25 protein-coding genes are annotated in these 25,635 nt (G+C 37.4%); 12 read left to right on the top strand and 13 right to left on the bottom strand.

Annotation, left to right across the window (positions count from 1 at the left end):
* Positions 1-796: 796 nt before the first annotated feature.
* Positions 797-1,357: a hypothetical protein gene (locus M2408_RS14585; RefSeq protein WP_259183022.1), complete on the bottom strand. Its 561-nt coding sequence runs from the start codon at positions 1,355-1,357 to the stop codon at positions 797-799.
* A gap of 137 nt (positions 1,358-1,494) precedes the next feature.
* On the opposite strand from M2408_RS14585, the gene M2408_RS14590 reads away from it, so the two are divergent.
* The gene (locus M2408_RS14590; RefSeq protein WP_259183025.1) at positions 1,495-2,187 is read left to right on the top strand and encodes a hypothetical protein; all 693 of its coding nucleotides are present in this window, start codon (positions 1,495-1,497) and stop codon (positions 2,185-2,187) included.
* A 29-nt stretch (positions 2,188-2,216) separates the two neighbouring features.
* Here M2408_RS14590 and M2408_RS14595 read toward each other — a convergent pair whose 3' ends face one another.
* Entirely contained in the window at positions 2,217-2,558 is a 342-nt protein-coding gene (locus M2408_RS14595) for a hypothetical protein (protein WP_259183027.1), read from the bottom strand.
* Between the two features lie 170 nt (positions 2,559-2,728).
* On the opposite strand from M2408_RS14595, the gene M2408_RS14600 reads away from it, so the two are divergent.
* The 3 genes from M2408_RS14600 (at position 2,729) to M2408_RS14610 (ending at position 5,085) form a co-directional block, all read left to right on the top strand.
* Positions 2,729-3,334: a hypothetical protein gene (locus M2408_RS14600; protein ID WP_259183028.1), complete on the top strand. Its 606-nt coding sequence runs from the start codon at positions 2,729-2,731 to the stop codon at positions 3,332-3,334.
* Between the two features lie 151 nt (positions 3,335-3,485).
* The gene (locus M2408_RS14605) at positions 3,486-4,160 is read left to right on the top strand and encodes a hypothetical protein (RefSeq protein WP_259183030.1); all 675 of its coding nucleotides are present in this window, start codon (positions 3,486-3,488) and stop codon (positions 4,158-4,160) included.
* Between the two features lie 118 nt (positions 4,161-4,278).
* Complete coding sequence (locus tag M2408_RS14610) at positions 4,279-5,085, top strand: DUF6896 domain-containing protein (protein WP_259183031.1); 807 nt, start codon at positions 4,279-4,281, stop codon at positions 5,083-5,085.
* Between the two features lie 36 nt (positions 5,086-5,121).
* Here the strand turns inward: M2408_RS14610 and M2408_RS14615 are convergent, their stop codons facing one another.
* On the bottom strand, positions 5,122-5,844 hold the full coding sequence (locus M2408_RS14615) for a hypothetical protein (protein ID WP_259183033.1): 723 nt from the start codon (positions 5,842-5,844) through the stop codon (positions 5,122-5,124).
* Between the two features lie 200 nt (positions 5,845-6,044).
* Here M2408_RS14615 and M2408_RS14620 point away from each other — a divergent pair, with 200 nt between their 5' ends.
* Positions 6,045-6,311 carry a DUF5367 domain-containing protein gene (locus tag M2408_RS14620; RefSeq protein ID WP_259183450.1) on the top strand — a complete coding sequence of 89 codons (267 nt, stop codon included), beginning with the start codon at positions 6,045-6,047 and terminating at the stop codon, positions 6,309-6,311.
* A gap of 64 nt (positions 6,312-6,375) precedes the next feature.
* On the opposite strand, the gene M2408_RS14625 is transcribed toward M2408_RS14620, so the two are convergent.
* The 3 genes from M2408_RS14625 to M2408_RS26375 all read right to left on the bottom strand — a co-directional run bounded on the left by M2408_RS14625 (position 6,376) and on the right by M2408_RS26375 (position 7,480).
* Positions 6,376-6,711 (bottom strand): hypothetical protein, encoded by a 336-nt coding sequence (locus M2408_RS14625; RefSeq protein WP_259183035.1) that lies wholly within the window; start codon positions 6,709-6,711, stop codon positions 6,376-6,378.
* Positions 6,712-6,872: 161 nt separating this feature from the next.
* Positions 6,873-7,238: a hypothetical protein gene (locus tag M2408_RS14630; RefSeq protein WP_259183037.1), complete on the bottom strand. Its 366-nt coding sequence runs from the start codon at positions 7,236-7,238 to the stop codon at positions 6,873-6,875.
* Entirely contained in the window at positions 7,235-7,480 is a 246-nt protein-coding gene (locus M2408_RS26375; protein WP_409049491.1) for a DUF6984 family protein, read from the bottom strand. Before M2408_RS26375 ends, M2408_RS14630 begins: the two co-directional genes overlap by 4 nt.
* Positions 7,481-7,668: 188 nt before the next feature.
* On the opposite strand from M2408_RS26375, the gene M2408_RS14635 reads away from it, so the two are divergent.
* Positions 7,669-8,718, top strand: coding sequence for a hypothetical protein (locus M2408_RS14635; protein ID WP_259183039.1), 1,050 nt, complete (start codon positions 7,669-7,671; stop codon positions 8,716-8,718).
* A 690-nt stretch (positions 8,719-9,408) separates the two neighbouring features.
* Here the strand turns inward: M2408_RS14635 and M2408_RS14640 are convergent.
* The 7 genes from M2408_RS14640 to M2408_RS14670 form a co-directional block, all read right to left on the bottom strand.
* Complete coding sequence (locus M2408_RS14640; RefSeq protein WP_259183041.1) at positions 9,409-10,536, bottom strand: TlpA disulfide reductase family protein; 1,128 nt, start codon at positions 10,534-10,536, stop codon at positions 9,409-9,411.
* A gap of 270 nt (positions 10,537-10,806) precedes the next feature.
* A complete protein-coding gene (locus M2408_RS14645; protein ID WP_259183043.1) occupies positions 10,807-14,793 on the bottom strand; it encodes a LamG-like jellyroll fold domain-containing protein in 3,987 nt (1,328 codons plus the stop codon).
* Between the two features lie 462 nt (positions 14,794-15,255).
* Entirely contained in the window at positions 15,256-18,423 is a 3,168-nt protein-coding gene (locus M2408_RS14650) for a sensor histidine kinase (RefSeq protein WP_259183044.1), read from the bottom strand.
* Between the two features lie 9 nt (positions 18,424-18,432).
* A complete protein-coding gene (locus M2408_RS14655; protein ID WP_259183046.1) occupies positions 18,433-19,167 on the bottom strand; it encodes a LytTR family DNA-binding domain-containing protein in 735 nt (244 codons plus the stop codon).
* Positions 19,168-19,333: 166 nt separating this feature from the next.
* Positions 19,334-20,200, bottom strand: coding sequence for a collagen-like protein (locus M2408_RS14660; protein WP_259183048.1), 867 nt, complete (start codon positions 20,198-20,200; stop codon positions 19,334-19,336).
* Positions 20,201-20,352: 152 nt separating this feature from the next.
* A complete protein-coding gene (locus M2408_RS14665; protein ID WP_259183050.1) occupies positions 20,353-20,574 on the bottom strand; it encodes a hypothetical protein in 222 nt (73 codons plus the stop codon).
* A 20-nt stretch (positions 20,575-20,594) separates the two neighbouring features.
* On the bottom strand, positions 20,595-21,131 hold the full coding sequence (locus M2408_RS14670; protein WP_259183052.1) for a cysteine hydrolase family protein: 537 nt from the start codon (positions 21,129-21,131) through the stop codon (positions 20,595-20,597).
* A gap of 249 nt (positions 21,132-21,380) precedes the next feature.
* On the opposite strand from M2408_RS14670, the gene M2408_RS14675 reads away from it, so the two are divergent.
* The 6 genes from M2408_RS14675 to M2408_RS14700 all read left to right on the top strand — a co-directional run bounded on the left by M2408_RS14675 (position 21,381) and on the right by M2408_RS14700 (position 25,630).
* The gene (locus M2408_RS14675; RefSeq protein WP_259183053.1) at positions 21,381-21,842 is read left to right on the top strand and encodes a VOC family protein; all 462 of its coding nucleotides are present in this window, start codon (positions 21,381-21,383) and stop codon (positions 21,840-21,842) included.
* Positions 21,843-21,954: 112 nt separating this feature from the next.
* Positions 21,955-22,221, top strand: a complete 267-nt coding sequence (locus M2408_RS14680) for a hypothetical protein (protein WP_147420381.1) — start codon at positions 21,955-21,957, stop codon at positions 22,219-22,221.
* Positions 22,222-22,298: 77 nt separating this feature from the next.
* Complete coding sequence (locus M2408_RS14685; RefSeq protein WP_259183055.1) at positions 22,299-22,949, top strand: tetratricopeptide repeat protein; 651 nt, start codon at positions 22,299-22,301, stop codon at positions 22,947-22,949.
* A 211-nt stretch (positions 22,950-23,160) separates the two neighbouring features.
* Positions 23,161-23,967, top strand: coding sequence for an N-acetylmuramic acid 6-phosphate etherase (gene murQ / locus M2408_RS14690; protein WP_259183056.1), 807 nt, complete (start codon positions 23,161-23,163; stop codon positions 23,965-23,967).
* Between the two features lie 3 nt (positions 23,968-23,970).
* Positions 23,971-24,597: an RNA polymerase sigma factor gene (locus M2408_RS14695; RefSeq protein ID WP_259183058.1), complete on the top strand. Its 627-nt coding sequence runs from the start codon at positions 23,971-23,973 to the stop codon at positions 24,595-24,597.
* A gap of 31 nt (positions 24,598-24,628) precedes the next feature.
* Positions 24,629-25,630, top strand: a complete 1,002-nt coding sequence (locus tag M2408_RS14700; RefSeq protein ID WP_259183060.1) for a FecR family protein — start codon at positions 24,629-24,631, stop codon at positions 25,628-25,630.
* Positions 25,631-25,635: the final 5 nt, after the last annotated feature.

A 25,635-nucleotide genomic window follows, 5' to 3' on the forward strand; every position in this document is an offset into this window, starting at 1 on the left:
ATAGTGTATAATTAAATCTTTTTACTGTTATTCTCTTATTTTAGGTACTAGCAATAGATTTTCTTACTGAACCGAACTCAAAGTATAATTTATATCTAATTTCAATATCAATCGATAATAAAGAAGCGCTGTTCAAAAAATCAAAGCAATAACAATCGTAAATAGTTTCTTTCTTTGGTTAATGCTCATTTTGTTACAATAATCTAGTTTACAATTTATAATGATGCAAATCAGTATTTCTAACATTGGTTACAACGAAACGATTGTTATTTATGTCAAGTTAAAAAAATATATCTTTAAAATCAAAATAAATATTGAAATAATTCATAATATGATTTTACCATTGATTTATTAACTTTCAAAAAATAACCATAAACACATGCATATCAACGTATTACACACAAGTTCTTTTATTTTTTTATTTTACATTAAGCTGTAGCTTTACCACCCTAAAAACGTGGTCATGAATTCAGGAAAGTATGTTCTTTCTCAACTTCTCCGATATATCCACAGATACGAGTTGGATATGTTTCAAAGTACGATGATTGCTGCCCACTATTGCGATCTCAGTTAGTTTGGCGTTGAACTGTGCTTTCAAACTATTTACCAAAGAAATCGCTGATAACAAATCGTTAGCATAATTTAGCCTGCAATCAACCACTACAATAGATCTCTTAAAGTATCTAAGCGTTGGAGAGAAGATAAATAATTCCGATTTTATTACCCCGAATTCTGGGATCTATACAAAAAAAGTAAAGTTCTTTCGAATTCTGCATTTTTATAGCTTCACGCTTTATTACATTTTAATAACCCCTAGTTCATCATTGAGATCTATCTTTTGCCTCCACTCTTCTTCCTCTAAACAGCTCTCATTTCGTAGATCCACCCCTTCTCTAACTGCCTTAAGTGTTATATATTCAGATATAGGAAAATTACCTACCTCCCATTTTTTCTTATAGCCAACGAAGCCAAAATTTGCTAGCATCTCCTCCAGCGATTGATAAATAGCATCGAACAATTTTCTTGTTTCAATATCTTCATGAATTAGCATCTCTTTATAACCCAAATTAGAAGGCGATAATTGATCAATTTTGATATTGATATGGGAATCAACAGAATTCATACTGATGGTCCAGTTATAATTAACACAATCGTCCTCCCACAATACAGTGGTAGAATAGGGAAAATACGCTATATCTTTTTCTTTTACGATTTCATAAATAAAGAAAAACTTGTTAAGTAGCTCTTGGAATTTATCGCCATAATCTGAACTATGACCTATTTTGAATCGTTTGGTCTCGGATGAAATCTCAGCTACAATATAGCCCAAGGTCATTATTTTAAATTTGACTTCCATTTATTTACAATAGTAATTGTTCACAGCGAATTTTCCTAAGTCTCGAGATAAATATCGCAATAAATATACTGCGCAAATACCCTGCATACCTTTAGAATATATTTGTTTAGAAAAATGAGGATTAGCAATTATAGTATATGACACTTGAAGAATTAACACTTGAAATTTATGCGGAAAGGGCATTGACTTATTTTGAAAGTAAACACCTCGTTACATGGGCCGTAAATGTTTTAACCTTGGGATATGAGAGTGACAACCTGTATATTTTAGCTGGTTTGGATAACGCATCTACGGAAGAACGCGAAATCTATTTTTGGAAATCAATTGCTGATCTAAAGTTGAATATAGAGAAAAGCGAAGAAGATTTAATGGAAAACTATGCATTAACAATCGCAAAAAAAGCACTCAAAAAAGAGGTCAGTATAGAATATGCTTTTGGCCAAATCTTGAAAATTGTGTCTGCGAGCGAGTATGACTATAGGTATATCGCCTTTTATGAAATTGACGAGGATCTGGACTATTTGAAATATGACAATTCAACCCTTTTTAACACAGGACTTACGCTTGAGAATTCAAAAGAATTCATCTTGGAGGAAATGAAAATCTTCGTCGAAATGGAAAGCTTAAATATCCCCCGCGAACAACGTGAAAAATGCTATTGCGAGACTTGTAAAAACCTTAATAGCCCAATAACGAAAAATAAATTTCAGCTTAAAAAACCATTTAGATATACAGTTTGGGCTTGCGGGATATGTGGTTCAAATAAGCTTAAATACAGCAGCAATCATGATGTTAAAAGGAGAATAATAGAACAGTCGAAAAAAGAATAAGGTTGCGAATCCCTTTGGGATGGACGGTGCTATTCCGCTGCTACTTTTTTATAACAATTTTGATTTGGGATATCAGCAGAATAATGGCCAACACAAAATTCTATCCTACCGCTATTTACACCTATATATCCAATCCCATTACTTATTGTATCGTTTAAAAGCTCAGGAAACTTCACTAAATCTCCATCCAAATTCCAAAAATAAGGGGGTTCGAACACTATTAAATCGTGATCTACTTTCCACTTTCCTTTAGTTTTCAGCACTAGCTTTTTATTCCGATCATACACCCGGCGATAATATATATTATTAGTCCCTAGCTGAATTGTATCATAGGTGTTTGTATAGTTAGCAGGACTATAAGTTCCTATCATTTCGCCAGTATAGTAACTACAAGAGGCTAGTATGATAATAAATTGCTGCTTTCATATTTAGTGATTTACCAATGAGATCATAAATAAAAACCTGATAAATGAATTTAGTAAATTGCATTATGGAAAAGAAAACATTTTGACATCATCTGTTAAATCATTCGCGCTATTTTATGAAAGAATACTTCTTAATACCCGTTTTATTTCTTGCTTTAGCTTGTCAAAGCACAATTAAAAAAACACCTAAAACAAAAACGCCGGAAAAAATTTTTAATTATTCCGCTTTTGAAAAAGACTATGCAGAAATACTGGAAGCGATACTCACCCATGACACTTATATCAGTCGATTGATCATAACAGAAAAATCTGAGACTTATATTGAAAACAGATTTACCAAAGATATGATACATACGGCTTACAATGAGGATTATCCCTCAGGAGATGCTATTGGAATCAGGGAATTGTTTGACCATCTTAATTATAGTAAGCAGGATTCCATCGGTTTTCTCAATCAGACAAGAGCCAGGGATACGGTTCATATTCCCCAAGCAATCGTTCATAAGTATATGGTTAAAGACAGCAATAGATTGACTATGGAAGAACGTTTTTTAACAAAGTTGATCTTTCACTTACCTATTCTGACACATGATGGTCAAAAAGCCTTTGTATCCGTGGATCATATCTGCGGTGGATTGTGTGGCCAGGGCTGGTATTTTATTCTTGACAAAACAAAAGGCAAATGGAAGGTGGTTAAATATGAGGGTACTTGGGAAGCTTAAGACCAATAGTAATATTGGGTGATCACTAACACGGCTTGAATAGATTATCGGATTATTAAATGAAAACAGTATTTTCAATTGCTTATAAAAAAAATACTAAATGCTATTTTTACAGCAAATTTGTATTTTGTAACCAATTGGTAAGAGCAATATGATGGCAGACGACGAACTTGAAAATGTAGATCCAGACGACATTAGCGATTTACTCGTTAAAGTTGAAAAGTCATTTGATATGAAGTTTGAGAGCACCGAACTGATGCACATTATCACTTTTGGTGAACTATGTGATCACATCGCCAATAAAATTCAACTAGCACATTTGAACGACTGCACAAGCCAACAGGCTTTTTATAAACTGCGTGATGCAATGGCATCGATACTTCAAATAGACTACAAAACAATCATGACCAGCTCTGCTCTCCTAGCCCTTCTGCCAAAACAAAGCAGACGTTCTCTGGTAAAAAAATTGGAAGTGCATTTGGGTTTTAAACTTCATATCCTACGACCGCCCTACTGGGCATCCGTGACACTTGCGATTTTACTAGTTACATCTTGCGCCGCACTATTCTTTAATTGGCAGATCGGACTTGCAGGACTTGCTTTTTCAAATGCCGGACTTTGGCTTGCAAAAAAATTCGGCAACATACTTAACCTGCAAACAGTTGGACAATTAGCAAAAAAAATGACAAGTGAAAGTTATTTCAAATCTAGACGCAACTCGAGCACTTTTAATAAAAGCGAAATTGAAAAAATACTGGTTGATTTATTCAGTAATGATTTAGGGATAGACAAAAGTAAACTAACAAGGGAGGCAAAACTCAGCTAGATTCCTATGCAGGGTACAATATTTTCAACGCAATTACTGAATAACAGACGAAATTCAAAATAAGGCTATTCTCCCTGCATGGCCACTAGTTGCATAAAACTTTCTTTAAATTAGCATTGTGGACAGAACAACAGATATAATTATTATTAAGTCAATTGACCAACTTCCATCAGTAGATGAAATCAAATCCATTTCAAGAGAAAGAGCCCTAAAACTTGTTTTTAAAGAAAATATTAACAGGCAGCGCGAAGAAATTGGCCAATATCTTGATGATACTCTTTCTGGTTTTCTAGTCTTGATACATAAGATCGACCCTGAACTAAACATTGTAAAACTCATTACGGATAAAGAAATTGAAGATCATCAAAACTTTTTTGAGCAATGTGCAAAAGATTACAGACAACTAGGCCAAAAATTAGTATTTATGCTGGTTGACAAACTTGATTTAAATTTAAACAAGGATTTTCCACTGGATACTTTTAATGAGTTAAAGAGGGACGAACGACAGATCGGAAAAGTTGCAGAATGGAAATATTTTGTCCATGGTTTTCATTGTGGTTTTCAAAATATAATAACCGGGCAGTATATTGAAGTTCCTCTTGTTTTCGGGCTTGAGTTTGGGGATTTAGATCCGTATTTTTTTGTGAAGTTTATCCTATCTTCACCAGACTATCACCCACTGCCAATTCCCCTCTTTGAAGAATATGCTGACGGGTTAAGAATAATAGAAAAGATGGTCTCGTTGGGAAAATTTGAAAAGATCCATTCGAAAATCGGTGGTCATGATGGAACCGTTGTCACAGATAGAGAAAAAGTTGAAATCAAGTCCAACTTAGATTTAGAAAAAATATTCGTAAACCATATTAAGGAAATTGAGAAAAAATCCAAATTCAATCTCTGGAAATTTCTCGGCTTGAAAAAATAACACTGATCAATCAATAGGGTATCCTACTATAATGTTTTACTTTTCTATATTTAAAATTTTATCGGAAATAATCAGACTATTGTCAATGGTAGTAGATATACCCATAAGCTCATTTTGAAGTTTGTGAAGCCTTTTGGCTATTTCCAATCGATCTGCTTTTGCCCTTACCAAAGTAAAAATTTCTGGAACATAACGTTGATATTCATCCCTTGGCGCAAGATCATTAACACCAATGGGATCCCAATCCAACCAAAGGATATCATTAATCTTTTTATAAAGAAAAAAGTCTCCAGCTGTTTTTAAATTTCTCCTAAGTTTTTTGTTGCGAATAAATAAGAGAATTGCAGATTTCACTTCTTGTTCAAGTCTATGATCTCCAAAATATGCCGTGATAGCTAAGGCCAAACTCGCGATATAATGCCCACTGTCTTTGTCAAATGGAGCAGGCTCTCCAGAAGCATTATAAGTTACCTTGGCAACAATTTCGGCTAGTCTTAAATAGTTTTCTGGAGTATAATTTTTGTTTTCTAGCCCAAATACTCTGATTTCGCTAAATTGTTGGTGCGCCTCTTTCCATCGGTCCTTGTTATCGATGATTTGATATAACTCTAGAATCGACAAGGGGATTTGGTTAATATAGCGGTCAAAACGCGACAAAATAAATCCTGACCAACCCGGTCTAACCTCATTTGGAATATTTTCAAAAATCTGCTTTCCGATTTTGATGTCTGATCTTAAGTCGTTTTGCTGTCTTGTCATAAAATTACATTTTCTAACAAAGGTTTTTTAAAGGATCTTCGTTATGCGTCAATGCAGTATCACAATCCTTATATATCGATGCACTTCGATCTATTTTTTATCAACTAAAATAGTTAATATTTACTAAAGGTCTTGCTATTTTCGAACGATTTAGATATCTCGACTAGCTAGTTGAGGAATTTTTATATTGACGATATTGAATACAAAGCCTTGATGGCAAAAGTCCAGAATATTTACAAAAATTTAAACTTTCAGGCCTTGAAAATATAGTCGCTGGCGTGCTATTGGTATTACCAGGAATGGTTCTCGATACGTTCGTTATTCAATTTTTTGAACAGTTCTACCCCAACATGCCGTCAAGCCGAGCTGCAACGTTTGGTTCTTGGCTCATGTGGGCGTACAGTGTCGTATTACTGACATCAATCTTTATTGGGTTGCGACAAAATAAAAATCTTAACAGGGGTTGAAAATACAGACATGGGCTGTGGGAAATAAAAGTTTCCATTTTTATTGAATCCTCCAACGATGTAATTAAGATTTTCCCATTACTCTTTCATAATTCCATTTCAGCAAAAATATAGAAAAGACAAGGTTGACCAATACAAGCACAATTACTATCCAAGCTACAATGATATATTTCTTTCGTGTTTCGGAAGATTCTTCCTTAATAGACTGTACGATACTACGCCATTTATTATTATGCCAAAAGACATACCAATTAAATAATACCAGAGGTAATACCGTAAATAACAAATAGTACCATTTAAGTTGAATAGGCCAAATTCTTATTTTAGCCATAACATACAATTCATTCATTAATCCACCTCCTCCCCATAATGTCAATGCTAATAGAAGACATACTGCCACATAATCCTTCGGATAAATTGTACTACTTCTCGTAGCTAATTTATAGAGCACATAGAAAATATAATAATATATCTTTTTCAAAATGCTAATATTTTAGAGATCCCATAAAAAAACTCCCCAATTGCATATCTATTATTAGTAAGGCTCTCATTAACGCAAAATTATCGATTTATATAATCTCTATACTCTTCCTGAATCATTCCTGCAGCAGTATATTTGTGAGGAGACGCTTTGTAGGTCACTTCTGCAAATCCCAACACTTCAGAAATTGAAGAAAAAGTATTTATCACACCAAATGGCTCATCTGGATCAACCAACGAAAACGCATAGATGTCCAAGAAATCTTCATTTCCCTCGTCAAATGATTCGAAATAAGTCACAGAAAAGCTTTCATCGCTTTCCTTATCAATGCTCAACCACCTGAGTATGGTATAATCTGTTTCCTGAACAACACCCAACCATTGCTCTAAAGATTTCCCAAGTCTCAATCTGGATTTAATTTCATCTTCGTTTAAATACCGCATCATAAATTTGTTGATACATCTAGAATCTTTAGCAAAGGAGAAAAATCACCTTTGAAAATATCTAATTTATAAAAATTATCATCCGTATCCACTATGACAGAGATAAGCAGATACATTCCGTCGACATCATGAGAATCCATATCAGCTACAGTGCCTCCATAACGTCTATGGTCTTTTCCTTCGACAATTACTTGGAGGCTGCCCATCCCACTGTCGTCCATTTCCTCAACACAAAGGTCTTCCAATGAAGCTATAATGCTGGCTCCCTCCGCGTGTCGCGCACCAAATAGGAAATTAGCTTTATTTCTGCAGAAGTAAGTCTTCTTTTCATGTTTCTCACCATCCTATGCCTTATTTTTCTTAGATCAATATAAAGATCCGTATTTCTAGCATCTACATCAAAATTTCCCTATATTTATTTGCCAGTTATTTTATGATGAGCATACAAAGTATAAATAGAGGATCCGGACACTATAATATTTCAACAGGTTTTGAAGAAGCTGGTTTACGGGCTCTGGCGGCGGATAGCAGTACAAAATATATCCAATTTTCCGCTCCACTATCAAATGATGAAATAGATTTATTGGAAAGGATTGTTTTCTCCCAAAGACAGGATATTGCATTACGGATATTTGGACATTATACCACAGCCTGTGACCTGACTTTTCTGGAGCGTATTCCCTCCCTCAAGAAGGTTTCAATAGATTGTTTAATTAAGGCGACTGGAATCAATACGGTTACCAAGCTCAAAAACTTAGAAACGCTGGCGGTGGGAATTCTAAATTTGGACAATTTTGACTTTTTAGAAAAAATCAACCCTAATCTAAAAGAGCTATTCTTGTATCAAACCAGATCCAAAAAACCGAATATTGAATGTATTGAAAGATTCAAAAATCTGGAATACCTCTATCTTGAACGCCAGCAAAACGGAATCAATGCGATCAGTAAATTAAAGGAATTAAAAAAAATTGTCCTACGTTCGATCTCAACCCCTAACATTGATTTTCTTGAGGGACTAGAAGATTTATGGTCGGTGAATATTAAACTCGGTGGAATAAAAAGTTTTGAACCACTAAAAAACTTACCCTCAATTAAGTACCTGGAGCTTTGGCAAGTACGTGGGCTTTCTGATCTCTCATTTATTTCAGCACTGCCCTCTCTGCAAAATCTATTTATTCAATCACTTAAACAGGTAACTGCATTGCCTGATCTTTCCAAAAGTAAATTATTGCGACGGATTTCTCTAGAAAGCATGAGTGGATTGACAGATGTATTTTCACTAAAAGATGTTCCAAATCTGAAAGAATTCATCATCTGGGATGGAAGCCAAAATGCAGATTTTTATTTACCAGTATTTGAAAACCCTACAGTGGAAAGCGTAAATGGTTTTTTGGGAAGCGCAAAAAGGAATAATCGATTTGCTGAACTAGCCAGGCAGTATCACAAAAAGACGTTTGAGTATAGTGATTTTATCTACAAATAGTTTCTCAAAACAGGAAAACATTGACATGATACGGATTCGAACGACTATCTTATTGGTATGTTTTCTGCTGGAGCTACAGCAAGTATATCCGCAATCTAAAAAGATAGCGGTTAATAGTGCTACAATTGATATTCAGCAAGTATCGCTGTCAAAGAAATTAATACTTTCAGATCTAAAAAAATCCAATCATGAATTTGCATTTAGGTTTTGGGGTAGCGGACAGGTAGTCGATATCACTGCAGACAGTACACACATTAGATGTGTATTTTAATCTCGCACTTTTGTTATAGAGATTATCAACGCTTTTTCACCCTCATTGTCAACCGCTCTTTTTTATTTGCTTTTTGCCTTTAATAGATGACTCAGGATAAAAAAAGTAAGCACAAACATAATTGCCTGAATGATAAATACTGGGTAAAGTAGATCTCCTTCGGCATAGCGATATACAAAGCTTATAATCGATACCGGAAACGTAAATACCGTACCGACAACAAACCATTCGTTATAAAACGGATCATCAGGAAAAATCGAACATACAGATAAAGTACCTATACCTACCTACTATAGAGCAATAAAAAATGGTACTCGTTGTTTTTTTAGATACTTTATCATATTTTTTCCACTTATAAAAATGCTTCACTTTTATTTGCCTGCTAAATGTTTCTAAAGGAATCTTTTTAACTTACTCAGTTATTTCCCTAAAATATCTTCCAATGTTTTTAAAAGCTCCTCTTCCCTAAGATTAGTGGCTATAATCACGCCATTCGGATCCAAAAGAAAATTTTGGGGAATTCCTCTCACATGATATAATTCAGCTACCTCACTTTGCCAGCCTTTAAGATCGGAAACCTGTAACCACGTTAATTGATCCTCTTTAATGGCTTTGAGCCATTTTTCTTTCGTAGTTTCATCATCCAAAGAAATCCCTAAAATTTCAAAATTTTTAGCTTTGAATTTTTCATAGGCTTTCACCACATAAGGATTCTCCTCTCTACAGGGTCCACACCAGCTTGCCCAAAAGTCCAACAGCAGATATTTTCCTTTTAAACTGTCTAACGACACCATATTTCCAGCGGTGTCCCTTGCGCTAAAGTCAGGTGCTATTCTCCCAATTTGAACAGCGTTCATACGATCGATCCGCTTGCGAAACTCTTTGCCATCGAATGTTTGTTTGATCCTATCATCTAAACCATCAAACAATTCTTCTATTTGTATTAATTTTAATCGACGGGAGAATCTTTCCAGCGTCATTAAACTTGGGAAGCTTCCAGGATGGTTAATAATGTAATCAACGGCCAGATCCGTTTCGTCCTGTTCGAGTTTTTTATATTCAATACTATACTTATTCAGCTCAATACTATCTTGACTGGCAGTAGCTTTGAATTGATCATATCTTTCATACCACTTTTCCCGTGCTAAATAGGCCGGCTCTAATATCCGATTAAGTTTTTGAAGATCTTTGTCGATCGGAGACCCTTCTATACGTGATTTATTCAGATTTCCATTGATATGAATCTTAAAATTTACGGGCTCAATCGAAAAATCGAACTGATTTCCATCATCCGGATCCGCTGTACCTGCATCTTTTAGCTGAATATAGGCATGTGTTCCATATACGGGAATACCTTTAAAATAGAAAGCTCCATTTTTAATAAGAGATGAATCTTGTTTAAAACCTGCTGTACTTTCATAGTTGAGATAAATATATTTATAGTCGGTTTTCTTGGTCAGCTTTCCTTCAATAGTAAAATAATTTTGTTGTCCATACGACAATTGTCCACTTAATAGCAAAGCTAAAGCGAGAAATGCTAGTCTCATAAAATTATATGTTCAGGGGTATAGTTTAACTTAGATTTCGGATTAATTCCAAATGCGAAAATAGAAAATTTTTAATGATTTTTTTAGCATAACATATTTCCAGAAAACAATTAAAAACCGCTTTTAGACTTAAGCATTTCAACTGGGAGTTCCGAGCACGCCGCTCATATCCGATATCCATCGTTCACTCCTGCCAGACAACATTTTCGAAAATCATTTTCTTAATCGGAGGCGCGTTTTCTGTCAGTGACGAGTGATCAGTAACGTATTTTAAAAAGGAACCATGTTCAATTGAAAATCTGTAGTTTTCCAATCATTAAACGCAACCAACAAATCGCTATTTACTTGCAATGGAATACTTTGAGTATTTGTTGATTTTATGTTGTCCTTTTCTCTAGCTACACTTGCTATGACTGAAACGTGGTTTACAGCTTGATGATTTCCTATTCTACATACACTTAAATCCGGCGAGATGGTAATATCCATATCTAAATTTGCTGCTAAAGATAAACCCTTAATCGTTAAAGCTCTAATCTCTTCGTCTACTATCCTACTGATAGTTAAAGCAATATCTTTATTTTGCTGTGTCGTTAATCGCACTTGTGAGTTATCCGCAGTTACCAGTATGGTATCCACATCTCCTATGTTAGTTTTTATATTTTCCAATTTTATCATAGCGCCGTTAGGCATAACACTATTGAAAGTATACGTGCCGCTTGCTGTTCCTCTGATCTTTCGTGTTAAGTTCTTTCCTGTCGGAAGTAAATATGCCCCTGGCACTAAGTAACATGGGTGACTACCAGGAATTTCACTATAAATCTTTCCATTGATATGCCCTGCTTTTAAACCTAACTCATCGGTGATCTCAATATCTGCAGGACTCAGCATAAAGTCCATTGCAAAGCCCAATACACCAAATGGACCATTAAATGGCATATCATGATCAGCGAGTGTAAAGGCTCCGTTGGCCATAATGCCTATCGTAATCTGCTTGTCTAGCCTAAATCCTGGCTTTTTATTATAGGTATAGGTTAATTTACCATCTACGGTACTAAACTCTAAGAAGCAGTCTGGATTAGTTTCGTTGTTACAATCATAGCAGTACAATTTAACGCCATCCAAGCTATTTACGGTACTCAATGCATCTGCTGAAAGCTTAGGACCAGTATGACCTGCTGGGTATACAAATCGATAAGGATATAAACAATGAGAATCGCTAAGTTTATCAAAATATCCACTGTCCCACACCTCACCTGCTGGTATAAAAAACAATAAAGGCGTATTATTCCGATCACAGCCTCTAAGGAAAGTTGTCTCAATTGAACGAATCGCATAATCTACATTATCGGCGAAAGTACGACCCCAATCATGAAAATGAATCAAAGACTCTTTGCTTAACAACTTTCCATGTATAGCGGTTAGTTCTTCTATGATGTCTGCTTCCTGAATACCTGTAATATCCACATTATTTGTCCAAAGGTTATCAGCAACTTTAGCGGACATGGCTGTACAGAAACCCGTTGCCAATCCTCCATCTCCTTTACCTTTTAAAAAGTAGGTATAAAATACAAAGAAAGCGGCTGTTAACATCGGATGGCCAAATATCGGGTCGAAAGATTCATGCCATACTTCACTTGAACCAAATGTCTTTTTAAACGTATCAAAGCTGGGCTTTCCTATATTCGGATTATGGAATGATAGGTTGTTTTTGCCAAAGCGATAGGGTATTTCTAAAACTCCAGCTTGAGAGACACTGCGTTCATTACTAAGCATACCATCTGGATTTCTGACCTGTACCGAAACTACAGATGAATTCCCTTGATTAAGAAAACCTATCATAGTAAATGTTAATTCTTTGCCAGAGGCTGCCACTTCTGCTGCAATACTTTGATTATTAATCAGTACCGATGCTCCCGGCACAAATGCTCTACCTCTCAATATTGTTAAAACTCCAGGCATCATCTGATCGGCAAATACGTCTAATTGCGGTTTTATTCGAATATTTACCCGGTTGCTTTCAAAATTATCTGCTACTCGAAGTATAAATAATGCTTTAGAACCTCCCGAAGTATCCAACGGTAAAACGACATTCATACTTCCATCAGCGTTTACATGATGCTGTAGTTCTATAGAACCATCAAAAATAACTTTATCTGAATTCGCAAAAGTAGTTCCTTTTACCACAATTGTATCTCCTGGAAAAGCCTCATATGTACTAACAGATGTAATAAAAGGCCTTGTTAACTGTTCATTCCAAGCATCTAAAGAAAACTGAAAAAACTCATTAACACCATCTAAGCCATGATTATAGCCCGCTTGTCCGTCATAACCGCGTTGTCCGTTTGCACCAACATCGCCATTGCGCGCATTATGACAATAATCTTTATCATTTCCACTTCGACCACCCAATCCTCCATCGCCCCCCAATGCGCCTGCACCTCCTTGGCCTGGCTGTCCTCCTTGATTTTTCCAACGAAAGCTGTTGTTGGTAACCGTTCCTTCCAATGTACCCTGCAATACACCAATGCTAATATTGCCACCATTTCCGCCTTCACCGCCGCGACCACCATCGCCGCCATTTCCACCATTTCCACCTCTACCACCATTTCCCGCATTTTTTTTACATTCATTAATTATTGGCCAATATGTACCCACACTTCCTCCTTGCCCATTTCCTCCTCGTCCTCCTCGTTGACCAATACCTCCTGTAATGCCGTCTTCTCCATTTAAATCTATATTTGGTAAATTGGTCATGTTCTTAACCCACATTTCTAAGGATGGCGCCTTTCTGCCATTTGCTCCAACTATTCCAGCGGCTCCTTTCCCTCCATAACCTCCAGCATACCCACTTCGTTGATCTTGATTGAATTCACGTTGTGCTGTATTATGATTTGGGATCCCATCTAAATATGGATCATCAGCATGTCCTTGGGTATAACCTCCAGGTCGTCTCCATGAAATCTCCGCATTAGGACCACATATCACTTCCTCTGCCAAAATTATAAGCTTATCTACATCTGCAGACACTTCTAATCTACAATTTGTCAAATCCAATTTCTTAGCAATAATTATAGCTTCATTTTGTGATATGATATTTAAGGTGTGAAAATGATAATCCAAGGTTCCCAATTGTTGCCAGTTTTGAGGTTTATTTCCTTTTAGATTTTCTGTAAATAGCTTTTTATCATAAACAAATAACTGACCATCTTTTTTAGTGAACATATTCAAGCTTTCCTTAACTCCCTTTACTTCGCCATTCGCCAGCTTTTTGTTCAATTTTTTCAACTTACCAAAATCTGCCTTTTTTTGGTCTAGCGGTCCTTCTTTCAAGATTTTTATATAGTTTATGCTATTTTTATTGGTCAGTTCTGTTGCCATCAAGCGACGTTTAGTTGCCATATCAGCTTTGATCAGGTCAACACCCAATGTTGCCCAATGTTCAATAGGCTTAAATACAAAACCAGGTTGAATCCATATATTGCCCTTTTGTATCGTTCTATTTGAAGTGAATTTCATTGTTCCTAGTGAACTTAAACTTTCTACGCCCGCCGCATTCATAATCTGTTTAACACGTTGTAGTTTTTTCCTGGCCTCATAAGATTCATAATTTACATGAACGACAACACCCTTTAATGCTTCGGATAAGGTCTTCTCCAATTCTCTGGAATACTTAAAATCTTGTTGTATGGAAGCTAATGTGGATACACCGGCACTCACATTAATCTGACCGATTGTCCCCTTAAATGTCGAGTCTTCACTTTTCAATGAAGCCCCCACTCGAAATACACTAGATGAAGCATTTTTAAATTCACCTGTAATTTTTTTTCTTGCTACGACCTGATTATCTATCTCTAAATACGTTTCGCCACTTTCATCCCGATATAACCGAACCATCTGAGGGCTTCCCTCAACGAGTTTCTGCGTACTTTTTAATTGACTCTTTTCTGCCGTTGTTTCTATATCTGCCATCAGAAATCCAGATTCATCAATGTAAATTGAAACCAGTAAATTATCAGACTCTATAAGCATTTGCTTATTCCCATTTATCGAATTAGGGCTGACCATCGCTTCTATGGTAAATGACTGCAATTCTTTTGAATTAACAAACATATCCATATCTAAATATCCACCGTTAACTTTAAAATCTCCATTTGTGGAGGTGAGCTGAATGTCTCCTTTCAATTTTAACGAAGAGGAAGTGCCAACATCATTAAATACTGCATTTCCTGTGGTTTTTAATGCAATTAATTTTTCCATGATTTTTATTGTTTAAAGAATGAATTGGTTCCTCTCTCTTCTAGTGGACGGAAAAGAATCAAAATATTGTAACGATCAGATTAAAGTTAAGTTTAAAAAAACCTTTACAGACTATCAATGAGTAAGTGACTGCAAAATCAGTGTGAATAAGGAGAATCAATTAGGGAGCAGCTGTTCAACCTGTCACCCTTAACTCGTTACCAAGATCTCGGCACTCGTCAGCAAGATCAATCGACATCTTTATCAACCACAACCATATATACGCGTCACCCTGTGCTTGACAGGGGGGCAACCGTCCGATATCATACATCATTCAATGAAGACAAGCTAGGTATTGAAAACAGAGAATCTTTCCAAGGCCATTAAACTTAGGAAGGTTGCCGGATGCGCTTCTAAAAATCGACTAAAAGCTTAAATGCATAAGTATGTTTTTCGAGAAAATGCCTATAAGGAGGTAATTGCCTATAAAGGAAGCGTAATCGTAATCCTGACAGTAAAATCATCCTCATCAGGTTTTTTGTCAATTGTGAGTGAAGCGGATTCTGCTGACTCATCACTACTGAGCATACGTAATCGTTCTTGTACTCCTTTTAAACCAAATGAGGTACTTTTGAAATTGCTATTTCCAGTTTTATGAAACTGATCAAAACCAACACCATTATCCAGAATTTCAATCCTAATTTCCTTTTCTTTTAAAGCTGTCCGGATCAATATCTTGCCTTTTTTGCCATGGAGATTCCTCATACCATGATGTACGGCATTTTCGACAATTGGCTGAATCAGCATCGACGGAATCTTTTTATTGCTTTTGATTAAGCGCTCATCCGATTGAATGCTATAGGTAAATATATGATCAAAACGTTCTTGCTCGAGATCCAGATACAGCCTGACCAATTGAAGCTCCGAAGCAATGGTCACCTTGGAGAATTGAGAATTCTCAAGTACAATACGGCTCAAAGTGGCGAATTTCTGAATCAGCTTGCTGGCCTGTATTGCATCATTTTCGACTACATAGGCCTCAATAGAATTCAAAATATTGAAAATAAAATGTGGATTCATCTGCGAACGAATAGCTTTCAGTTCACTTTCATATAATTGTTGCCGGAAGTCAGAGGCCAATTTTTTTTCCTTTTCTATTTCCAGGATCTCGCTCTGCTCCCTGATCTTGCATTCATTTTGTTTCAGCTCATGCTGTAAGGTTAGGCTAAATTCCTGCTGCATCCGATTAATTTTCTCCTGATGCGCGAGTCGATAGATCAAAATCAGTACTACTGCAAGAAAAACAAAAGTCACCAGACCGACTTTAAACCATAAACCTTGATACCATAACAGTTTTACAGACACAGGTATATCCAGTTGCGCTTTCGACCAATTTCCATTCTCGTCCCCAACCCGAAGGACAAAACGGTATTCTCCGCCTGCAATATTGCTGTAAACCGCCTGTTGATTTGCGTCTGAATCAATCCATTCCCGATCAACCCCTTCTAGTTTATAGCTAAAACGTAAGGTCTTGTCCGCAAGCTGGCCAGGTACAGCAAACTGAAAAGAAAAGGCATTTTCATCAGGCTGGAGCGCGATCTTTCCATTTACAAGCCGATAGGTATTATCGCGGTTCAGTATCCTGAATGCACTTATAACAGGGGTTATATTTTCGGTTTTACTTCCAATCTCAGCCATCGGCCCTTTGATCAGACCTTTATCCGTCATCCAAACCAATACATCCGAATCAAAATAAAAACTATGGGTCGAAAATCGCTCGGGCGGGAATATGCCTTGTCCTGCTCCCAACTGTAAAAACGTTCTGGACTTTGGATCAAAAATCATTACTCCATCTTGAGTTTTCATCCAGATTCGTCCTTTTATATCATTTTTTAGCGTATGGGCATAAAACAAGGGGAAACGATTACGGTCATTAGCCTGTAGGAAACGTGTTTTCCCCGGCTGTTCAACAATCATCCCTATACCCTGTTGGCTACTGCTGTACCAAAAGTGGCGATCGATATCCAAAAGAAAGGAAAACACGGTATTGGCGGCAAGACTTTCTCCAGACTGCCGTTGATGCTTGAAATTAATAAATTTCATATTCACCTTATCTACTACTTTAACTGCACCGAAGCCATCCATACCCAGCCATAGAGAGCCAGAAATATCCTTACCTAATGTGATTACTTTATGATCAATAAGACCATTCTCTTTATTGTACAATACAACCCTATTCGTAGAAAGATCATATTGATATAGTCCCGAGTTCCAGGAGCCGATCCATAGTATATCTCTTCCATTGACTGAATCCCAAATCACACTATTGCAGTCGGCTCGTTCAAGACCAAAAGTGTTTCCTACAATCTTTAATTCCCTAAGCTCTTTACTCACCGTATCAAAAACATAAATCCCGCTGTCTAGGGTGGAGATATAAATACAAATCCCTATAGCCGTAAGTTGGCTGATCTTAAGGTTATTCAGGGAGAAGGCTGATAAACGTAGTTGAAAATCTGGAGACAATTCACCGATCTGAGCCTTGGAGATATACCACTTCTTGTGACCTACTTTTAATATATGCTGGATAGGGTCAGTTTGAACAGGTATGAGGTCTTTAATTAAATTTAACTTTTTCGAATAATAAAATAGACCATGATCTGAACATATAAAATATCCTCCCTGTATGGATACAATACGATTAATTTTAACAGCAGATCCCTCTGGAGCAGCCCTGTTCCACGGTATCTCAACAACCTCCTTATTATATAGGTCATAACTGTACAGCTTGCCCCCATTATGGGCTGCCAATATTTTATTCTCGTCCGAAAAAAAGGAGACATCAGCGATATTGTTATCATAATGTGCAACATTAGGACCAATACCAAGAATATATCGTTGCGCAATCCACTGTTTTTGAGGTAATAACCGTATTAGATCATGATTATAATAGGCAGCAAAAACCTGCTCTCCTGCCATACAGATTCCCGTGACCGCATTTTCACCCTTGTTCAAAAGATCATAATGAACTGTCTTCCCAGAATTGGGTTCGTAAGAAAATAAACCATGATAGCGCGTACCTATCCACAGAATCCCATGCTGATCTTCTTGGATGCGGAAAATAGTTACATAGGCTGCCGGTGCCAGTTTTATCGATGATATGCGTCCCGATACCGGATCCAGAATCTGTAGGTCTGTTTCTTGCCCACCAAAAAACACCTTGCCTCCTGACTCATGAACAGCATAAAGTTCATGTTTCTCAACATCTCCGCCAGCCGCTTTAGCACTATAACTAGTCCAAGCCTCATGCTGGGGTTTGGACCGATCATAACAAACTAAACCCCGGTTATAGCTCGCGACCCAGATCTTATTATTACTGCCTATGCTGAGATTTCCCAGATCATACGAAAAATCTGATTGTTGCGTAGAACTAACAGGGAAAAAGTTATTCCCATCAAAATAGCACAGACCCTTCCCCGTTGTGATCCATACGAATCCTTTTTCATCGACAGCGGCATCTCTGATTTTGTCACTGGGGAGTCCCTCACGACTGGTAAAATGAAGAAAGTTATAAATCCGTTCCTGTGCCAACCCCCGCGATAAGGTAACCATCACAACGACAAACAACCGAATCAATAACTTTACGTTAACCATAACTACAGGTTAAGTACGGGATAACAATTCCATAAGCAGGCTTTTTTTGGATGGGGAAACCTCTAGCTCTGATCCGTCCACAAGCTGTAAGGTCCCCCCTTCCCCTTTCTTATAACGAATCACACAGCTAAGATTGACGATCGTGCTCCGGTTGATCCGCAAAAAACAATCACCATCCAGCAATCCTTCAAACTCTTTCAGTGTCCTGGAAACAATGATCTTGTTACCTGCAGAAAAATAGAACACCGAGTAGTTACTCATCGCTTCGATTTTGACGATTTCATCTTTCCTTACAAAATAAATCCCTTCTGCAGTAGACAGGGCCAACCGCGATGCGCAGGTGCTCCCCATATGAATACCCTGTTTCTGGCGCTGTTTTTTCCATTCAATACGTTTGGATAATTTTTCAATTGCAGCCGTTAGTTCATCAGTATCCACTGGTTTGAGCAGATAATCCAAAGCATCCGCGCGCAGGGCTTCAATGGCATATACATTATAAGCAGTAACAAAAATAACCTCGAAATGGATGTTTCCTAGATTTTCCAAAAACTTAAATCCATCCATCAGCGGCATTTCGACATCCAGAAAAACAATATCCGGACTAATGGATGGAAGGTCCTGTAGGGCAGCAAAGGGATCACTAAATATCCGTTCGACAGAAAGCCTATCAGAAAAAGCGCGGAGTTTATGCTGGAGCAAAGTGGCACCTTTCAGCTCATCATCAATAATGACTGCCTTGATCATAATCTATTTCGTTTACATTGATAAGCTCGAAAACAATCGAATAGTTATCTTAAATATACAATATATTTAGCAAAATATTTCACCTGCGTTCCATTCCCGACATCTATGTTAGAAAGACAGCTAGTAGTTTACCCTTCTCGATCAGCACTTTTTTAGTTTAACATTTCTATTCCGATTTTAATGCTGCCTCAACCTGATTCGCATCGTTTAGATCGACGCCCTTACGTTTCAAACTTGCCATGGTTCCACCCGGAATAATTACATAACGGTACATAATTTGAGCAGGTAATGCCACGAGATTTCCACCATCGTAGACAAACCGGTAGACAATGATCCTATTCTCTTTCGGATGGTGGGAAATAGTACTCATTCTCCCTCCAGCCCTTGAAGTATAAGGCAGCTGGAAAATTCCGCCCCCATAATCCAAATAAACAATTACAGTTCCACTACTCAATATGGTTGTGGACAGTCCTTTGGCAGCAAGATGGCCAATTCTGACCGTCGTACCATCCATAATAGAATCTTTAACCATTGTAGCACTTTGCCAACCACTGTAGAGTACATTAGCAGTACCCGTAGCTCCTCTCAGGTTAACCCCTGTTCCCCATCCGGATGCAGTCTTAGGGCCAAAAAATTGATAACTATCCACTTTAAAGTAGAAGTCACCTATGGCACCTAACGACACTGCTGGAATTTGGGTCCCACTCAGGATTTTGGATCCCGCCGCTCCATTGGCACCTGTCGCTCCCTTGAAAGAAGTAGCTTTGCCCCATCCAGCATCCGTTTTGGGACCATACATTTCGGAAGTCGTTTTACGGATATAATAATCTCCAGCTTTCCCCAGCGTAGCGACAGGAACCGCATCCCCAGAAAAAATTGTCGCCCCGTCATCACCTTTTACCCCCTGAATTCCCCTGGCACCCTGCTCGCCCTTTTCCCCAACGGCTCCCTGCGGACCAGTGTCGCCCTTTTTGCAGGAGAAAAAGATAACCAGTCCTAGACTGACCATCAACATGCTTTTTAAAACTTTCATTTGAATAATTAGTTTTTAAACTTTACCCAAATATATTGTTGGCTCAGTTGTAAAAAATCAGTAATGAGCGAAACAAGAGTTTCATTGAGTGAATAAACCTAAATATTTAGTAAAGAAACGAAAGGGAAAACCTGTTCACCTAGCAGCTAAGCTTACAAAAGAGAAAAATTTATAATCTTTTGGAGTAGATCCCCTTCGGCATAACGATAGGCAAAACTTACAATCGTTACCGGAAATGTAAATACCAGACCTACAAGAAACCATTCGTTATACAACGGATCGTCTGGAAGAATCGAACATACAGACAATGTACCTATTCCTACATAGGCCAAAGCAATAAAAAATGATAATTTTCTTTCTTTTGTGTACCACATATAGTATATCCACTCAATACTTAAGTCGCTAAAATAGCATGACAGGATTCGACTTTGATCATCCCCTGCGTCGCTGTCATTTCAGACCATAACCAATTGAAATAGGCTATCACCTGCTTAACTGGGATCATTGGTCTGTCTGCTGTCGTATGTCCATCTGAAGCTACGGTGATAAAATAATCCCTTGTTAGCGCTGATTTTATCGTGGCATCCACACAGAAATCTGTAGCACATCCGGTCACGATCAGTTCCTTCACTCCCCTACGCTGCAATATCGTCTGAAGATCTGTTTTATAAAATGAATTATTCGTTGTCTTAGAAACAAATATATCTTCAGGACCTCTGATCAATTCGGGCAATAAAGACCAATCTTCTGTACCAGGAAGGAAACAGTTCTCCTTTGTGCCATCATGTTGTATAAAAATAACCAGATTACCGCTCTTTCTGAACTGTTCAGAAAGTTTGTTTATCCGATCAATGACGCCAAAGGTATCATACCGCAGCGTATAGGGCTTAAAACTTCCCTGTTGCATATCTATAATTAATAAGGCTTTCATCCTAAACTCACTTAGCGATAGTTTGATGGATAAATATAACAAATGTTCATTATTCAACAGTATATTAGACCACGAACGAGATGCAATGCGTTATATATGCAGTTCTATTTCTTATCCTATGTCAAGTCAATCGAAGAGCAAATCTATTAGATTTGTAAGACTGCAAATGATCAAAATTCAGATAGAATAAAATAGAGGAGTATCAATTGTAGACTATACTGAAAAAAAAACCAAAAAAAATATAAAGCTATGCAAAAGATAATTCCAAACCTTTGGTTTGACAGCAATGCGCAGGAAGCCGCAGCATATTACCTATCGGTTTTCAAAGATGGAAAAATAATCAATATTACGTATTACCCGAATTCTGAAGCCGAAGGACTGGCTGATTTCCAGAAGGATTTTGCCGGAAAAGTGCTTACCGTAGAGTTTGAGATTTTGGGAATGCGTTTTATTGGGATCAATGCCGGACCGATATTCAAATTTAACGAGGCTATTTCGCTGATGATCCCCTGTAAAGATCAGACTGAAATAGACTACTACTGGGCAGCACTGACATCGGGTGGAGGACAAGAGAGCGTTTGTGGATGGCTCAAAGACAAATACGGATTAAGCTGGCAGGTTTGTCCTGAAAATTGGGAAGAACTCAACAAAAGACCCGGCGCATTCAAAAAAATGATGGGAATGAAAAAGATCATTATTGCCGATTTCTAAAAACAAGATGCTGATCGATCACGACCCAACGATTCATAAATCTCATCAAGCGAATTGTAAATCTCTTCATAAACAAGACGCAAATCTCTATAAATTTAAATTTAAGATGACTATGTTGAGAAATTATCAATTCAGTAAAAATCCGCTGCATTACGTTTATGCGCTGATCTGGTTGGGCGTGTTCATTACCTTTGCCTTTTATCTTTTCACAGGGAATATGTTCAGACCAGAGAACGGCAAGATCCATATCCTTGCAATTCTTATCGGTTGGGTGGTGCAATATCTTGGCCTAACGCTGACTTGCCTGATCATCCTGCTTTTAGGAATATATAAAGCATTGCGAACTGTGTTGGATAAAAAAGAAATTGATTCTCTATAATTCAACTATAGCTGTATTCACTCAAAATGAAATCTGACTTTTGGTATATTTAAAATAAATTATAGAAAGCAATACAAATGACAGATTGGTTTAGACGAAAAACTTGGACTCCAACCGACGAGCAGGAATTCTTTACCAAACTCATTCGAGCCAGAAAGTACAATCATCCTCAAATTTTAAGAATCCAAGCACTCGCACTTGTCGAAGCAAAGGATAACAATCTATTGGATGCAGCTGAAATGCTTTTGAATAGGGTATTAACAGAATACTCCGATAATAGAATTGAAAGAAGCCAAACCTATAATCAATTGGGAAATATCTATAGGCTAAGAAATGATCTCGAAAAAGCATTAATCTATTTTCAGAAATCAATCGACTTCGAGAAGGAATTTCCAAATGTAATTTCAATATCTTACCTCGATTTTTCGGAAATAATAGTACAAGCTCAGAAAACCGAATTTTATGACGACGTTTATTCTTTATTATTACAAAGAATAGATCAAGAAAATATCCAGTTTCCCATAGAAAATTACGTGGTGTATTCACTATTATCTTTTTTAGCAAATTTCAAGGGCGATACTCCAAAAGCTAAAGAATATGCGCACGCAGCTTCAACTCATGCTAATAAGAAAACCAACTCGCTCTGGAATGTTAATAAAAATAAAATCGGTATCGTTAAAGAGCGAAAATCCTGGCTGGATAAACTATTGAAATATAAAAAGAATTAACAACAGCACATGATGATTAGCGACTATAGTAGTATATCACACTCGAAGAATTAACACGATGTTAAGAGGATAAAAAGGGCAAATCAAAGCGAATTGATTTGCCCTTTTTGGTATATCTTACAATGCAATAAACAGTATGAAAAGAATTATCCAAAGAGAGTGAGTAGTTTTTTTATTTTAGGTGTCTTAAAGGTAAATGACAACATGAAATATGATAAAGTTGACTGAAAGTGAATCAAAATACAGCAATCTAGAAGAGTTGAATACCGCTGAACTGTTAAACTATATGAATGATGAGGACAATATGGTACCGCAGCTCGTAAAGAAAGTGATTCCACAGATTGAAATGCTTGTAAATGAACTCGTCAAAAAACTTAAAAACAATGGTCGGTTGATTTACATAGGAGCCGGAACAAGCGGCCGACTTGGGATTTTAGATGCATCCGAATGCCCACCAACATTCGGTGTCTCCCGCGATGTCATTGTCGGACTAATTGCCGGTGGAGACACTGCTATAAGGCATGCGGTCGAAAATGCGGAAGATAATAAGAGTACTGCGTGGGAAAGCCTAAAAAAATTAAACGTTTCAGAGGCAGATTTTGTAATCGGTATTTCAGCATCGGGCTCGACTCCATATGTTTTAGCGGGACTGCAGGCTGTGGCTGTCAGGGGTATCACAACAGGATGCGTTGTCTGCAACGCAGGAAGCCACATCGCGCAGACAGTGGATTTTCCCATTGAAGTAGTCACTGGACCCGAGTTTATCACAGGTTCGACCCGGATGAAAGCAGGAACGGCACAGAAGCTAATTCTCAATATGATTAGTACATCAGCAATGATTCAGTTGGGCAAGGTCAAAGGCAACAAAATGATAGATATGAAGATCTCAAACGATAAGCTGATGAAAAGAGGCGTACTTTTTATCATGGACGAACTCGGCTGTACGGAATACCAAGCATTAACCAATTTGCAGAAATACGGTAGCGTACGGGCTGTATTGGAGCATTATAACGATTAGCATATGAATAGCCAGCCTCATCATAGTTCACACTTGTCCACGCTATTTGAAAAGATCCATCAGGGCGATAAGCAAGCCTTTAATGAATTCTATTCATGCTACGCGTTAAGGTTACTGAATTTTGCAAAGCAAATGCTTTCGGATGCCAATACGGCGGAGGAAATCGTATCGGATCTCTTTGTACAAATGTGGACAAAGAGAGCCCTAATCAGAGAAATCCAAAAACCACAGCTATATCTCTATAAATCCTTGAAAAACGCCTGTTTAAACGAGATTAGAAAGAACGTCTATGCTAGCCAAACCATTGATTATGAATTGGAGGAATATACTGCTTCTCAAACTCCCAGCCCCCTCGATGCATTGATTGACAAGGAACTACATGCCATACTGACGGAAGCTGTGAATTCCCTGCCTATGCAACGCAAAGTCATTTTTACATTGATTCGAGAAGATGGCTTAAAACAGAAAGAAGTCGCCGAGCTATTGGATATTTCGCTGCGTACAGTGGAAAATCAACTCTACAGGGCGGTCAAATACCTCTCCAATTATATCGAAGTCTATTGGAAGAAGGAGCAGTCAATCATCAACAAATCAAATTTCAAACGTTTTTTACTATCACTTTTCTGGTAGGCAGTTAGACAGTTATCAAAAAATAAACACAATGGACAAAGATGATTTTTTAAGATTATTCGCTAAAAAGCTAGCTGATGGGCTGACCGCAAGCGAACAGCTCGATTACGATCTATATCTAGTAGAGCATAAGCAAGAGAAAGAGATAAGCCTCCTGTTAGAAAGGTTTTACCTAGAACCGAAACGCAACGAATCAACCCATAAGGACAAATTAGATTCTATATGGAAAAAAATCAATGCAGCGGAAAGCCCGACAGCAAAAATCAAAAACTACCGTAAAATGGTTTTTCTTTTTGGGAGCATAGCTGCAGCCTTGCTGATTTTTGTTCTTATTGGCATCAGATACTTCAACCCCACAGATATTGGCGAAGCCGTAATCCAAGAATCAGGAACGAAAATAGTCTCTCTTGTATTGAAAGATGGGACAAAGGTCACCTTGGATAAACATGCTACATTAAGCTACAATAGCAACTATGGAAAGGATAACAGAGAACTTCTCCTACATGGCACCGCATTTTTTGATGTAGCAAAGGATACGTTGCATCCGATGCGCATCACTGTGGGAGATTGGAAAGTAAATGTTGTGGGGACGAGTTTTACCATCAAGCCAAACTTGTCCAAGGATGAATCAGAACTCGTATTATACAATGGAAAGGTTCAGTTATTCCATAACGATTCGCCGGATCATATTTTTACCATCACTCCAGGAGAAAAAGCGGTATGGAAGCAAAAAGCGCACAGAGGCGTTCCTGATCTAGTGATCAATAGAGTGAGCCCCCGTGAACTGGAGTTTAGCAGGCTATGGACTCAGGATTCTATTATATTCAAAAATCAACCACTAAAAGATCTGATGGAAAAGGTTGGTAAAAACTACGATATGAAAGTAATCTTTGAAAACAAGAAATTGATGGACGCCAAATTCACTGGAGCTTTTGCAAGTAAGAATCTTCAAATAAATGAACTATTACACGCATTAAAAATCAGCTATCCTTTTGAATATGAGATAAGAGATAGTGTGATCTTTTTACGCTAAAAATA

This window comes from Sphingobacterium sp. BIGb0165 (genome assembly GCF_024810095.1).
Taxonomy (GTDB): domain Bacteria; phylum Bacteroidota; class Bacteroidia; order Sphingobacteriales; family Sphingobacteriaceae; genus Sphingobacterium; species Sphingobacterium detergens.

What these genes read in the sequence shown, in the direction of transcription:
- M2408_RS14585 (WP_259183022.1), bottom strand. Translation starts at nt 1,357, where the DNA reads ATGGAAGTCAAATTTAAAATAATGACCTTGGGCTATATTGTAGCTGAG.
- M2408_RS14590 (WP_259183025.1), top strand. Translation starts at nt 1,495, where the DNA reads ATGACACTTGAAGAATTAACACTTGAAATTTATGCGGAAAGGGCATTG.
- M2408_RS14595 (WP_259183027.1), bottom strand. Translation starts at nt 2,558, where the DNA reads ATGATAGGAACTTATAGTCCTGCTAACTATACAAACACCTATGATACA.
- M2408_RS14600 (WP_259183028.1), top strand. Translation starts at nt 2,729, where the DNA reads ATGAAAGAATACTTCTTAATACCCGTTTTATTTCTTGCTTTAGCTTGT.
- M2408_RS14605 (WP_259183030.1), top strand. Translation starts at nt 3,486, where the DNA reads ATGATGGCAGACGACGAACTTGAAAATGTAGATCCAGACGACATTAGC.
- M2408_RS14615 (WP_259183033.1), bottom strand. Translation starts at nt 5,844, where the DNA reads ATGACAAGACAGCAAAACGACTTAAGATCAGACATCAAAATCGGAAAG.
- M2408_RS14630 (WP_259183037.1), bottom strand. Translation starts at nt 7,238, where the DNA reads ATGATGCGGTATTTAAACGAAGATGAAATTAAATCCAGATTGAGACTT.
- M2408_RS14635 (WP_259183039.1), top strand. Translation starts at nt 7,669, where the DNA reads ATGATGAGCATACAAAGTATAAATAGAGGATCCGGACACTATAATATT.
- M2408_RS14640 (WP_259183041.1), bottom strand. Translation starts at nt 10,536, where the DNA reads ATGAGACTAGCATTTCTCGCTTTAGCTTTGCTATTAAGTGGACAATTG.
- M2408_RS14645 (WP_259183043.1), bottom strand. Translation starts at nt 14,793, where the DNA reads ATGGAAAAATTAATTGCATTAAAAACCACAGGAAATGCAGTATTTAAT.
- M2408_RS14650 (WP_259183044.1), bottom strand. Translation starts at nt 18,423, where the DNA reads ATGGTTAACGTAAAGTTATTGATTCGGTTGTTTGTCGTTGTGATGGTT.
- M2408_RS14655 (WP_259183046.1), bottom strand. Translation starts at nt 19,167, where the DNA reads ATGATCAAGGCAGTCATTATTGATGATGAGCTGAAAGGTGCCACTTTG.
- M2408_RS14660 (WP_259183048.1), bottom strand. Translation starts at nt 20,200, where the DNA reads ATGAAAGTTTTAAAAAGCATGTTGATGGTCAGTCTAGGACTGGTTATC.
- M2408_RS14665 (WP_259183050.1), bottom strand. Translation starts at nt 20,574, where the DNA reads ATGTGGTACACAAAAGAAAGAAAATTATCATTTTTTATTGCTTTGGCC.
- M2408_RS14670 (WP_259183052.1), bottom strand. Translation starts at nt 21,131, where the DNA reads ATGAAAGCCTTATTAATTATAGATATGCAACAGGGAAGTTTTAAGCCC.
- M2408_RS14675 (WP_259183053.1), top strand. Translation starts at nt 21,381, where the DNA reads ATGCAAAAGATAATTCCAAACCTTTGGTTTGACAGCAATGCGCAGGAA.
- M2408_RS14680 (WP_147420381.1), top strand. Translation starts at nt 21,955, where the DNA reads ATGTTGAGAAATTATCAATTCAGTAAAAATCCGCTGCATTACGTTTAT.
- M2408_RS14685 (WP_259183055.1), top strand. Translation starts at nt 22,299, where the DNA reads ATGACAGATTGGTTTAGACGAAAAACTTGGACTCCAACCGACGAGCAG.
- murQ (WP_259183056.1), top strand. Translation starts at nt 23,161, where the DNA reads ATGATAAAGTTGACTGAAAGTGAATCAAAATACAGCAATCTAGAAGAG.
- M2408_RS14695 (WP_259183058.1), top strand. Translation starts at nt 23,971, where the DNA reads ATGAATAGCCAGCCTCATCATAGTTCACACTTGTCCACGCTATTTGAA.
- M2408_RS14700 (WP_259183060.1), top strand. Translation starts at nt 24,629, where the DNA reads ATGGACAAAGATGATTTTTTAAGATTATTCGCTAAAAAGCTAGCTGAT.